Source organism: Nocardia sp. CA-290969 (genome assembly GCF_050936135.1).
GTDB lineage: Bacteria > Actinomycetota > Actinomycetes > Mycobacteriales > Mycobacteriaceae > Nocardia.
In genome coordinates this window covers 3,744,565-3,756,865 of record NZ_JBNJNJ010000001.1, presented here as the reverse complement: position 1 = coordinate 3,756,865, position 12,301 = coordinate 3,744,565, and the positions used below count along the sequence as shown (strand labels likewise).

General features: G+C 68.2%; 11 protein-coding genes. 7 read left to right on the top strand and 4 right to left on the bottom strand.

Going from position 1 to position 12,301, the window contains the following annotated elements:
• Positions 1–180: 180 nt before the first annotated feature.
• Complete coding sequence (locus tag ACQEVO_RS16885) at positions 181–576, top strand: MarR family winged helix-turn-helix transcriptional regulator (protein WP_432914144.1); 396 nt, start codon at positions 181–183, stop codon at positions 574–576.
• A 373-nt stretch (positions 577–949) separates the two neighbouring features.
• Positions 950–2,191 (top strand): tryptophan synthase subunit beta, encoded by a 1,242-nt coding sequence (trpB, locus tag ACQEVO_RS16880; RefSeq protein WP_432914141.1) that lies wholly within the window; start codon positions 950–952, stop codon positions 2,189–2,191.
• A gap of 41 nt (positions 2,192–2,232) precedes the next feature.
• Here trpB and ACQEVO_RS16875 read toward each other — a convergent pair whose 3' ends face one another.
• Positions 2,233–3,396 carry a LuxR C-terminal-related transcriptional regulator gene (locus tag ACQEVO_RS16875; RefSeq protein ID WP_432914138.1) on the bottom strand — a complete coding sequence of 388 codons (1,164 nt, stop codon included), beginning with the start codon at positions 3,394–3,396 and terminating at the stop codon, positions 2,233–2,235.
• Positions 3,397–3,549: 153 nt separating this feature from the next.
• Between ACQEVO_RS16875 and ACQEVO_RS16870 the strand changes: the two genes are divergently transcribed.
• From ACQEVO_RS16870 to ACQEVO_RS16850, 5 genes are all read left to right on the top strand, one after another.
• Positions 3,550–5,019 (top strand): FAD/NAD(P)-binding protein, encoded by a 1,470-nt coding sequence (locus ACQEVO_RS16870; RefSeq protein ID WP_432914135.1) that lies wholly within the window; start codon positions 3,550–3,552, stop codon positions 5,017–5,019.
• Positions 5,020–5,283: 264 nt separating this feature from the next.
• Positions 5,284–6,747, top strand: a complete 1,464-nt coding sequence (locus ACQEVO_RS16865; protein WP_432914133.1) for an MDR family MFS transporter — start codon at positions 5,284–5,286, stop codon at positions 6,745–6,747.
• Between the two features lie 80 nt (positions 6,748–6,827).
• Positions 6,828–7,655: a mycofactocin-coupled SDR family oxidoreductase gene (locus ACQEVO_RS16860; protein ID WP_432914130.1), complete on the top strand. Its 828-nt coding sequence runs from the start codon at positions 6,828–6,830 to the stop codon at positions 7,653–7,655.
• A gap of 127 nt (positions 7,656–7,782) precedes the next feature.
• Positions 7,783–8,235 (top strand): hypothetical protein, encoded by a 453-nt coding sequence (locus ACQEVO_RS16855; RefSeq protein WP_432914127.1) that lies wholly within the window; start codon positions 7,783–7,785, stop codon positions 8,233–8,235.
• Between the two features lie 107 nt (positions 8,236–8,342).
• Positions 8,343–9,122 (top strand): IclR family transcriptional regulator, encoded by a 780-nt coding sequence (locus tag ACQEVO_RS16850; RefSeq protein ID WP_432914124.1) that lies wholly within the window; start codon positions 8,343–8,345, stop codon positions 9,120–9,122.
• 16 nt (positions 9,123–9,138) lie between these two features.
• On the opposite strand, the gene ACQEVO_RS16845 is transcribed toward ACQEVO_RS16850, so the two are convergent.
• Genes ACQEVO_RS16845 through ACQEVO_RS16835 form a run of 3 tightly spaced genes read right to left on the bottom strand, consistent with a single transcriptional unit; the run spans position 9,139 to position 12,295 of the window.
• Positions 9,139–10,131 carry a 2-hydroxyacid dehydrogenase gene (locus ACQEVO_RS16845; RefSeq protein ID WP_432914121.1) on the bottom strand — a complete coding sequence of 331 codons (993 nt, stop codon included), beginning with the start codon at positions 10,129–10,131 and terminating at the stop codon, positions 9,139–9,141.
• Positions 10,128–11,057 (bottom strand): hydroxymethylglutaryl-CoA lyase, encoded by a 930-nt coding sequence (locus ACQEVO_RS16840; RefSeq protein WP_432914118.1) that lies wholly within the window; start codon positions 11,055–11,057, stop codon positions 10,128–10,130. The genes ACQEVO_RS16845 and ACQEVO_RS16840 overlap by 4 nt, the downstream gene beginning before the upstream one ends.
• Positions 11,054–12,295, bottom strand: a complete 1,242-nt coding sequence (locus tag ACQEVO_RS16835; RefSeq protein ID WP_432914115.1) for a CaiB/BaiF CoA transferase family protein — start codon at positions 12,293–12,295, stop codon at positions 11,054–11,056. The genes ACQEVO_RS16840 and ACQEVO_RS16835 overlap by 4 nt, the downstream gene beginning before the upstream one ends.
• Positions 12,296–12,301 lie beyond the last annotated feature (6 nt).

Below are 12,301 nucleotides of genomic sequence, written 5' to 3'. Positions count from 1 at the left end.
ATGGCGAGTACGGCAGCTGGCACGAATGGACAACGGGGCCGGCGTCCGCGGAACGCTCCGGCGACCGCGGGAATGGCGGCCGAAGAAAATTCCGGCGCAGGGGAACCCACTGAACCGCATGCGGGAACACGATGGCTGAACCATGATGAGCGGGCGGCGTGGCTGGCCAACTCGGCGCTCATGATCAGCTTGCCGGCTGCCCTCGACGCGAGGATGCAACGCGAGGCCGAGCTGACCTTCTTCGAGTACATGGTGCTGTCGGTCCTGTCCGAACAGCCTGATCGCACGCTGCAGATGAGCGATCTGGCCGCGCGGACCGCGGCATCGTTGTCGCGGTTGTCGCATGTCGCCGCGCGGCTGGAGAAGCGCGAACTGCTCACCCGGGCCCGCGTTCCCGGCTCCGGCAGACGCACCGTTGCAGTGCTCACCGAGCCCGGTTACGACGCGGTTGTGGCGGCGGCTCCGGGTCATATCGCCGCGGTCCGCGAATACCTGATCGACCAGCTCGAGCCGCACGATCTGGCGGCACTGTGCCGCATCGGCACCGCGGTCGCCGCCGCCCTCGAGCGCGAATAACTCGACGCGGCGTCTGCGGCAGTGGAGGCGCGGTCATGACGACACGTGAAAACGATCGGTGGATAGAGGCCGGGGCGGCGTGTGCGCCGGGCAGCAGCTGTTTGCCGGATCGGATCCGAATTTCACAGCCGACGCGTGGGGCGGTCCCATTATCCGGGTGCGATGGTGTGTGCCACTACCTGGACGGCGTGCTGATCATGGCTGTGTGTGCCGTGGCCCTGAATTTTTCCTGCTTCTCTTCCCGGCAACGGGAATCGGCACGGCAATAGCTTCAGTACTGTTAACTAATCCGTTGCCGGGAAGAGACCCGGCGCTTGCGCCGGCGGCAGAGAATCTCTCTTCGTAGCGGGAAATGAGAGAGTGCGGGTGCTGGATGGTCGTCGGTCACGGGGTGGATCAGAGTTCGTATCGCCATGAGGATCTGCCCGATGGACGAGGACGATTCGGACGGTTCGGCGGCAGATATGTTCCCGAGGGACTCATGGCCGCGTTGATCGAACTGGACAGCGCCTACGAACAGGCTCGTGCCGACGCCGGATTCGTCGATGAGCTGGCCGAATTGATGCGGGCCCGGGTCGGGCGGCCGACGCTGCTGCACGAGGTACCGCGGTTCGCGGCGCGGCTCGGGGTGCCGGGGGTGAAGGTTTATCTCAAGCGCGAGGATACGGCGCACACCGGGTCGCACAAGATCAACAATGCGCTCGGGCAGGGGCTGCTGGCCAAGCGGATGGGTAAGCGTCGCATCGTCGCCGAAACCGGTGCGGGGCAGCACGGGGTCGCGGTGGCGACGGTGTGCGCGATGCTCGACATGGCGTGCACCATCTATATGGGCGCCGACGATATGGAACGGCAGCGGCACAATGTGGTGCGGATGCGACTGCTCGGTGCCGACGTGCGAGCGGCGGAAACGGGGAGCCGGCGGCTCAAAGAGGCGATCAGCGAATCCGTTCGCGACTGGGTCGCGCATGTGGACAGCACCCATTATCTTTTCGGCACGGCCGCCGGGCCCGCTCCCTATCCGCGGATCGTGCGGGATTTTCAGACCATCATCGGAGTGGAGGCGCGGGCGCAGATCCTGGCCGCGGAGGGGCGGCTGCCCGATTACGTTCTCGCGTGCGTGGGCGGGGGAAGTAACGCCGTCGGCACGTTCCATCCGTTCGCCGCCGACCCGCAGGTGCGACTGGTCGGTGTGGAAGCGGCGGGACACGGGGTCGGCACCGGTGCGCACGCGGCGTCGCTGAGCGCCGGGTCGCCGGGGGAGATGGACGGTAGCTTCAGCTATCTGCTGCAGGACGACGACGGGCAGATCGCGGTCACCCACAGCGTGGCCGCGGGCCTGGACTATCCGGGAGTCGGGCCCGAACTCAGCTACCTGAAGGAGACCGGCCGCGTGCAGTACGCCGCCGCGACCGACGCGCTGGCCCTGCGTGGACTGCGGCTACTCAGTCACAGTGAGGGAATCATCGCCGCCCTCGAATCCGCCCATGCGGTGGGCTACCTCCTGGAGGTTGCCGAGCGAGGCGAGTTACCGCACGACTGCGTGGTGTTGCTCTGCCTGTCGGGCCGCGGGGACAAGGATCTGGAGGTCGCCGCGCAGCGGTTGGGTCTCGGCTGATCGCGCTGTGCTGTACACCGGCCGTGGATATCGCGCCGGGGTCAGGCGGGAGTGTGCGCGGTGCCCTCCCCGGTACGGGCGATTCTGGCATGTGCGGGTGGGCTGCCGGGATCGGAGACACGTACCGGCTCCGGTAGGGCCGGCCAGTAGTGCTCGGTGAACAATCGGGCGACCAGTTCGCCACGACTGGAGACCTCGACCTTCGCGAACACCGCCTTGATGTGGTCGCGGACCGTGTGCGGGGAGAGGAAGAGCGTGCCGGCGATTTCGGCGGTGGTCAGGCCCCGCGCGATGAGCTGGGTGACCTGGAGTTCCCGGGAGGTCAGGCCGTGTGCTTCGGCGATCAGCGCCGCCAGGTCGGCGGGTGTGGCGGGTTCGATGATCAGGGCGACCGGGCCGGGACCCGAGTCGCCGCCGCTGAGGCTCGAGGCGTGGCAGGACAGCCAGCGGCCCTCGGTGTTGCGGATGCGCAAGCGGGCGTTGCCGTGGTCGAGGCCGGCGGCCAGCGCCCACGCCTGCAGGACCGCGCCGACAACCCAGATCGGAAGTCCCAGCCCGAGCTTCGACGGAACGGACGGGCCCGCCGGTAGCGATGCGAGGTGTTGCCGGGCTTCCTCGTTGATCGACAGCGCGGCGCCCGACTCGTCGAACAGGATCAGGCCGGGGGCGGGCGAATCCGTCTGCGTCGGCGCGGGGGCCGGCCTGGCGAAACCACGCAGTCGCTCAGCCAGGGGTTGCGAGAGTTCGGCGAGCAGGGCCACCTCGTCCGCAGCGAAGTCGGCGGTGCCGCGGAACAGGCTGACCAGACCCCACGGCCGGTCGCCGATCCGGAGTGCCACACGCAGTTCATCGTGGATACCCTGGCCGGCGAACAGCCGCCGGAAGCGCGCGCTGCGCGCCGGGAGATCGCCGGTGGCCGCACGCAACCCGGCCGCCGGGACGAGTGCGCGCGTCAATTCGCGGAAAGGTACGACGTTCTCCTCGAGGAGTTCGCTCGCCCAATAGTCGGCACATCCCTCACCGGAGCCGAGATTCTCCACCAGCATCGGCGCCGTGATCAGACCGGTCTCCGGATCGGCCGCGGTCCACACCGCCGAATCGAACGGTACGAGCCGGCGGATTCCCGCCGAGATCCGGCCGAACAGGTCGATGCTGTCGACGGCTCGGTCGGCGGCGGACAGTACGGATACGTGTGCCTGGTTCATAGGTTGCCTCCGCGTTCCAGCGTGCCCGCGAGGCGGCCCGGCGCCAACCCCTCATCCGGGGGGGGTCGGTCCTGATCACGCACCCACTCACGCGGGATGGTTCCCGGTCGTTGCGTCCGCGAATGTCGATGGCAGACGAACGGAGAGGGAAATATGGATATCGCAATTGTGGGTGGTGGTTCGGCGGCGGTTGCCCTGCTGGACGCACTGGCAGTATCGGCGGACGAATTTGCGGACCGCCCGGGGTCGGTGACTGTTTTCGAGCCGTCGCCGCAGCTGTGGCGCGGCCGGCCCTATGCGGCGGACCTGGACTCGGTGCTGGTGAATTCGATACCCCGGCTGATGTCGATCCGGAGCGGGGACTTCGGCCACTACAGCGGCTGGCTCGGCGAGCGCAGCAGCGGCCACCTCGACCAGCGACTCGGGGAACCCCTCGTGCCGCGTGGGCTCTACGGCGAGTACCTGGTGGACTCCGCGGAATGGGCCCTGGCAGCACTGCGCGAACGGGGGTGGAGTTGCGGCGTTGTCCTCGGTCCGGTGACGAATATCGTTACCGCAGGGGACGGGTTCGTACTCACGACAGGCGACGAGCAGCAGCATCGGGCGAGTCGTCTGGCACTGTGTGCAGGCGGCGGGACATCTCCGGATCCGTACGGTCTGAGCGGCCTGCCAGGATATATCCACGACCCATACCCGTTGGCCCGCACCCTCGACGAGATCGCGCCCGAAAGTGCGGTATCGGTCGTCGGCAGTGGACTGGTGGCCGTCGATATCGTCGTATCGCTGGCCGCCCGGGGGCATTCCGGCCGGATCACCCTGCACTCCCGCAGCGGAATGCTGCCGCACGTCTGGCAGCGCCCGAACCCGCGAGTCTCCCGGCACCTGACCGGCGAGCGGATCACGGGCCTCTACCAGGAACAAGGATTTGTCACGGTCGATGACCTCGTAGACCTGGTGCGCGCGGAAATCACCGGCGCCGGGGAGAGTTTCGACGACTTCGCGGCGGAGATCCTGGATACGAGCGAGGATCCGGTCGCCCGGCTGCGGCGGCAGATCGGCGCGATCGACGATCCCCGGATCGGCCGGCGGTTGCTCCGGGAGTCGGCGCACCAGTTGGGCGCCTCCGTGTGGCCGCTCCTGCGGGAGACCGATCGAGCCAGGTTGCGGAAGTACTTCCGCACGGTGAACGCCGTCGCTTCGCCGATGGTCCCGGTCAATGCGCTGACCGTCCTGGACATGCTGGACACCGGTCGTCTCAGGCTCGCTCGCGGGGTGCGGGCCGTCGAGCCGGTGTCCGGAGGCTTCCGGGTTCACGACGCCACCGGCACCGGTACGGCGGATACCGTGATCAACGCGGTGAACCCGGCACCGCAGGCGGTTCCGGCCGCGGCGCGCGGGCTGGTCGATTCCCTGGTGGACGCGGGCCTTGCCACGCGTCATCCGGAGGGCGGGATCACTCCCGCCGACCCTCGGGTGCACATTGTGGGTGATCTATCGGGCGGCGGTTCGTTCATGACCACCGGCATCCCCGGGATTGCGGGCCGCGCGGCCGTTACCGCCCGGGCGCTGCGTGGCGGTGAACGACTCGCCACGCCCGGCGGCCGCACCCGCCTGCCGGCATGACCTCGATCACAGCGAAGCGGTCCGGTATGTGAGGCCGGGGCACGGAATCGCCGGTTTCGGCGGCTTACGGCCACTTTTCGCCGGCGTCCGGGAATAGCGCGGTGCGAAAATCGATTGATCCCATGAGTAGCCGTAGGAAAGACTGGCGCGTCACCGATGAGCCGGGCGGGTCGCCTCCGTCTGCTCTCATATGTGGCCCGCGCCCGGTCGACGACGATCGCCCGGGGCCGCGCACCAGTTCGTTCCCGACCCCGGAGGTAGCCGATGCCCGCACTGAAGTCTGTTCGCCGGGCGGGCGGAGGTACCCCGGCGGTGATCCGGCTGCTGGTGATCGCGACCTTCGTGGTGATCCTGAACGAGACCATCATGATCAACGCGATTCCGCGGCTGATGAACGACCTCGAGGTCACCGAACGGGCCGCGCAGTGGGTGTCCACGGCGTTCATGCTGACCATGGCCGCTGTCATCCCGGTGACCGGCTGGTTCCTGCAGCGGGTCACGACCCGGCGGGCCTACGCGCTGGCTATGGGGATCTTCCTCGCCGGTACGTTGCTGTCCGCGGTCGCCCCGTCGTTCGCGGTGCTGCTGGTGGGGCGGATCGTGCAGGCGGGCGGGACGGCGGTGATGATGCCGCTGCTGATGACCAGCTTGATGACGGTGGTGCACGAACGTGATCGCGGCCGGGTCATGGGCAATGTCACCCTCGCGATTTCGGTGGCGCCGGCGATGGGCCCGGTCATCTCGGGCCTGGTGCTGCAGGTCGCGTCGTGGCGGTGGCTGTTCGTCCTGGTGCTGCCGATCGCAGGGGTGGTCACCTGGTTCGGCCTGCGCAGTCTGGAGAACGTCGGTGAACCGGAAGCCGGCTCGATCGACTGGTTCAGTGTGGTCTTCGCGGCACTCGGTTTCGGCAGCCTGGTCTACGGGCTCAGCCAGTTCGAGGCGGGCAGTGTCACGACCCCGGTGCTGATCACCGTGGCCGGGATCGTCCTCATCGGATTGTTCGTGGCCCGGCAGCTGTGGTTGCAACGCCACGGGACACCGCTGCTGGATCTGCGGGTTCTGCGGGCGGCCACCTATGCCAAGGGACTGGTTCTCATGGCGGTGGCGTTCCTGGCAATGCTCGGTTCGATGATGCTGCTGCCGCTGTACCTGCAGAATCTGCGCGACCTGTCGCCGCTGCTCACCGGCCTGCTGGTGATGCCGGGCGGGCTGGCCATGGGCCTGCTCGGGCCGGTGATCGGCCGGCTGTTCGACCGGTTCGGCGGCCGGGTACTGGTGATCCCGGGCGCGATCGCGATCACCGCCGCGCTGGCGGGCTTCACCCTGATCTCCATCAGCACGCCGTACTGGCAGCTGCTCGCGCTGCACATCCTGCTCATGATCGGGCTGGCCGCGGCCTTCACCCCGGTGTTCACGCTCGCGCTCGGCGCGCTGCCGGAGGATCTGTACTCGCACGGCAGCTCGATGCTGGGCACTCTGCAACAGGTCGCGGCGGCGCTGGGAACCGCGCTGGTGGTGACCGTGATGGCCACGCGGGCCGGCGCCCTCGAAGACGACGGCGCCGATCCGGTGTCGGCGCAACTGGGCGGGATGCAGTGGGCGTTCGCGGTCTCGGCGGCACTGTCGCTGGTCGTGATCGTCATGGCGATCCTGTTGCCGAACCGGTCGAGCGCACCGGACGAGGACGGCCTCGACGAGAAGGCCGACGCGGAGTTGGTGCAGGCCTGATAGTCGCCGTTCCGGCACATTTTCGGCACCGCCTGTCATATTCTTTGGCGACAGCCGGATCGACAGTGACGGAGATGGTCATGGGGACACTGGACGGCAAGGTCGCGTTCATCACGGGAGCCGCTCGCGGCCAGGGGCGAAGCCACGCGGTGCGGTTCGCCCGGGAAGGCGCCGATATCATCGCCGTCGACACCACCGCGGACGCGAAGAGTGTGCCCTACCCGTTGGCGAGCGCCGAGGATCTGGCCGAAACGGCTCGCCTGGTGGAAGGCGAAGGGCGCCGGATCCTCGCCCGCGACGCCGATGTCCGCGACCTCGCCGCGCTGACCGCCGCCGTCGGCGAAGGGGTGAAAGCCTTCGGCCGGCTCGATATCGTGGTCGCCAACGCCGGGATCTCCAGCCCGGCGCCGACGCTGGGTATGAGCGAGGACACCTGGCAGGAGATGATCGATATCAACCTGACCGGAGTCTGGAAATCCTTGAAGGCCTCCGTACCGCACATCATCGAATCCGGGCACGGCGGTTCGGTGGTCATCACGAGTTCGGTGGCGGCCATGGTGGCCCAGGAGAACATCGCGCACTACTCCGCGGCGAAGGCGGGGCTGGTGAGCCTGATGAAGGTGCTGGCAAAGGAACTGGCCCCGCAGAACATCCGGGTCAACACCGTTCACCCGGGCACAGTGGGTACCGATATGGTCTACAACGAATCCACTTACCGCCTGTTCCGGCCGGATCTGGAAAACCCCGGCCGGGCGGATTTCGAAGCCGTCGCCGGGGCGATGAATCGCTTGCCCGTGATCGCCCTCGAACCCGAGGACATTACGGATACCGTGCTCTTCCTGGTATCCGATGCCGCGAAATACATCACCGGCACCACCCATGTCGTCGATGCGGGGAACGCGCTGTAGTCGTAGACCCGGGTCCCGGGGCCCGGATCTGCACCGAGCGTGGGCGTTCGGCCGCCGTAGGTCACCGGTGGGTGCGAGGATGGGTCCGGCGAACTCGCTCGACCGATTGTGGAGAGGCGGAAAGTTCATGATGGCGAAGAAGTTTCGGCGGAGCGCCGCGGCGGCGTGCGGTGCGGCGGCAGTGCTGGCCCTGCCGCTGCTGTCCGCACCCGCCGCGAATGCGGCGGTGGCGCCGATCATCACCCTCGCGGTGAGCGGTAAACCGACCACGGCGTCGGGGGATACCGTGCCGACAGGGTGCGGTGTCCGGCTGGACGCGACCGTCACCCTGCCCGACGGCAAACCGGTGGAGACCGGAACGGTCCAGTTCTTCAACCGCGTGCCGGGCAACGGCGATGTGTTCCTCGGGAAAGTACCGGTGTTGTACGGCATGGCGAGTGTCACCTGGACCGCGAGCACGGCCGGCGCGAACGGGCTGAGCGCGGCCTACTCCGACGGCCTGCCCGATTACCTCCCGGTGGCGACCGGAACGCAGGTACTCGCACGACCGGGACTCCAGGTCGGCGGACTGTGTCTTTGACGGCGGGATTGCCGCCTCGGCCACCCGGACTCCGGCAGCCGGTGCGCGGCCGGGGTACCGCGGCGGCCCCTCACCGCCGCCGCCGGGGCGCGGCGTAGATTCGGCGTATGCCCAGGGACGACAGCGCCGCGAACCATCAGCCGCTGCTGGTGCTGGTGAAGATCACCGAGATCCTCGATGCCTTCTCCCTGGCCCGGCCCTCGTTGACGCTCGGGGAGATCCAGCAGGCCACCGGTTTCCCGACCTCCACCGTGCAGCGGCTGGTGACGAATATGGTCGCGCAGGGCCTGCTGGATCGCGCGGGCGACCAGATCCGGATCGGGTTGCGGATGAGTTATTGGGCGGCGACGGCGGTGAAAGGGCTGGACCTGCTGTCGATCGTCGACCCGGTACTGCGCGAGATCCGCGACGAGACCGGTGAAACGGCGTGCGTGTTCCGCGCCGAACACGGGTTCCGCGTCTGTGTGGCCATTGCCGAGACCCGGCATGCGCTGCGCCGGGACATGTACGTGGGCAAGATCATCCCGCTGTATGCCGGTTCGGCCGGCCGGATCCTGCTGGCCTGGAACCCGGACCTCGCCGAACAGGTGCTGGCGGCGCCCCTGGAACCACTCACCGAAGGTACGGTGACCAGCCCCGCCGAGTTGCGCGCGCTCATCGCGCAGGCGAAGGCCGACGGGTATGCGATCAGCGCCGGGGAACGCGAGGATTCGGCGTCCGGACTGTCGGCGCCGATCTTCGACGGGTCCGGAAAAGTGGTGGCGGCGTTGACGATCAGCGGTCCGACGATCCGGATGCCGCGACAGCGCTGTGAGGAGTGGGTGGATCTGCTGGTGGGCTATGCCGAGCGGGTCACCCGCACCCTGGGGGGCCGGATCCCGGCCTGACGGCGCGGGTCCGTGCTCAGCGGGCCTGCGCCTCCGGGTTGACCGGGTACGGCGGCAGCTCGCCGCGTACCATCGCGACCGCGTTCTCCGCACACCGGCGGGCCATTTCGGCGCGCACCGGGACGGTGGCGCTACCGACATGGGGCAGCAGTACGGTATTCGGCAGTTCGGCGAGCCCGGGTGCCAGCCGCGGTTCGTCCTCGTAGACGTCGAGTCCGGCGCCGGCGAGGGTGCCGTCCCGCAGTGCCGCCACCAGTGCCTGCTCGTCGACGATCGGCCCGCGCGCGGTGTTGATCAGGATCGCGGAGGGTTTCATCGCATTCAGTACCGCGGCGTCGACGAGGTGGCGGGTCTGCTCGTTGAGTGGGACGTGCACCGAGAGATAATCGCTGGTCGCAACGAGTTCCGGCCAGGACACGTGCCGCACCCGGCCCGCGAACTCCCCGAGTTCCTCCTCGCTCACCGCACGATCACCGGGCGGCCGCGGGCAGAACACGACCGTCATCCCGAAGGCGAGGGCGCGCCGGGCGGTGGCGCGGGCGATCCGCCCGAAACCGGCCAGGCCCAGCGTTTTCCCGCTGACATCGTGGCCCAGCAGCAGTTCCGGTTCCCAGCCGTGGAACTTCCCGGCCCGGACGAAGGCGTCGGCTTCGACGGCCCGGCGTGCGACCGCCAGCATCAGCAGTACGGCGATATCCGCGGTGGCGTCGGTGAGCACACCCGGGGTGTTGCCGACCACGATGGAGTTCGCCGTGGCCGCCGCGATATCGATATTGTTGTAGCCCACCGCGAAATTGCTGATGCCGCTGATCTTCGCGCGGTCCAGCAGGGCAGCATCGAACTCGTCGCGGAGCTGCGCCACGACTACCCGGTAGTCACCGGAGGCGCAGGCGTCCGCCAATTCGTCGTAGCTCATCCGGTTTCCGGCCACCCGCACCGTTCCGGCGGCTTCGAGCAGCCGCATACCGGGGTCGGGCAGGGGAGTGGTGACCAGGAAATCGGCGGTCATGCGATGACCCATTCGAAGGCGTGCGCTTCCGACCGTGCGCCCTGTGCGGCTTTGGAGCGGTTGGGTTCGCCGAGTTCACTCAGCATCCGTTCGCTGATCCCGATCATTCGCGCCAGCGTTTCCGGGGTGAGCCAGTCCGGGCGGGTGGCGAACAGGATGTCCTCGCTGGCGGTGTTACCGCTGGCGCCGGGCGCGAACGGGCAACCGCCGAGACCGCCCAGGCAGCCGTCGACCATCCCGGCCCCCGCATCGATCGCGGCCAGTGTATTGGCCACACCCAGGCCCCAGGTGTCGTGGCCGTGGTAGACGATGCGCCGGTCCGGGGTGGTGGCGCCGACCGCCTGGATCAGCTGCCGGACCTGCGCCGGGACGGCCTGGCCGAGGGTATCGCAGATGACGATATCGGCGGCGCCGTCGGTACGCGGGTCGGTGGCGATACCCAGTACCCGCTCGGGGTCGATCGTGCCTTCGAAGGGGCAGGTGAACGAGGTCGCGATACAGAGCTGGATGGTTCCGCCGCAGTCGCGGGCGAGTTCCACGGCGCGCGGCATGGCGGCCACACTGTCCTCGGTGGTGCGTCCGATATTGGCTTTGTTGTGCGAATCCGAGGCGGAGAAGCAGTACTGGAAGTTGCGTGCGCCGGCCGCGGCGGCCTTCTCGATATGCCGGGGCGTGGCGACCCACACCCAGCATTTGGCCAGTTCTTCGGGGGTGAGTTCGGCGATCACGTCGAGGGTGTTGGCCAGTGGTGGTACCAGGTCGGGGCGGGCCATGGACCCGATCTCGAGTTCGGGTACGCCCAGGGCCAGCAGTTCGCGGGCGATTTCCACCTTGCGTTCGGTGGGCAGCAGTTTCCCGGTGAGCTGCAGGCCGTCGCGCAGTGTCACGTCGCGCAGTTTCGCGGCGGGTGTGTAGGTGAAGGTCATACGGTAACCCCTGTATCGGAAGTGCCTGTGACGGTGTCGATTTCGCTGTCGGTGAGGCCCAGCACCGAAGCGAGTACCTCGCGCGTGTGTTCACCCAGGTCCGGTCCGATTGTACGGATCGGCAACGAGGCCCCGCCGATCACCGGGACGATGCCGGGGAAACCGACGGTGGCGGGTTCGGCGGCGCCGGTGTCCACCGGGAACTGCTGGATCATGTTCCGGGCGGCGTACTGTTCGTCGGCGCAGATATCGGCCGCGGTGTAGATCGGGCCCGAGGGCACACCGGCCTCGTCGAGCAGTTTCAGGGCTTCCGCGCGGTTGTGCCGGACGGTCCACTCCGAGATCGCCGCGTCGAGTTCCTCGCGGCGGTGCCAGCGTCCGGCGTTGTCGCGCAGGTCCGGATCGGCGGCGAGATCCGGCCGCTCGATCAATTCCATATAGCGCTGGAAGATCCCGTCGCCGTTACCGGCGATGATGATGCTGTACCCGTCGCTACACGGATAGGCGTTCGACGGTGCGATACCTTCCATCCGGCCGCCCACCCGCCGCCGCTCGACCCCGTAGGCCAGGTAATCGGGGACCAGTGATTCCATCACCGACAGGATCGACTCGTTGAGCGCGACGTCGATGATGCGTTCGGGCAGTGGGACGGGGGTGGTACTGCGTTCGCGCTGGAACAGCGTCATCACGGTGCCGAACGCGGCGTAGATCCCGGCAATCGAATCGCCGATGGAAACCCCGGTGCGTACCGGCGGCCGGTCGGGATCGCCGACCAGTTCCCGCAGGCCACCCACCGCTTCGGCGACGGCGGCGAAGCCCGGCCGGGCGGACTGCGGGCCGGTCTGGCCGTAGGCGGAGATCCGGGTGATCACCAGGTCCGGGTTGACCTGTTGCAGATCCTCCGGGCCGAGCCCCCATTTCTCGAGTGTTCCGGGCCGGAAGTTCTCCAGCAGGACATCGCATTCGCGGACCAGATCCAGCACCAGCCCGCGGCCGGCCGCGGTTTTCAGGTCCAGCACGATCGACTTCTTGTTGCGGTTGATCGTGCGGTACAGCATCGACGTATCGCCGTCGTAGAGGCGCCACCGGCGCAGTTCGTCACCGGTGACCGGCCGCTCGACCTTGATCACCTCGGCGCCGAAATCGGCGAGCATCCGGCCGGCGGTCGGTGCGGCGATGTAGTTGCCCAACTCGAGGACGCGGATACCGGCGAGCGGGCGAATCTCGGCGTTGCTCATATCTTC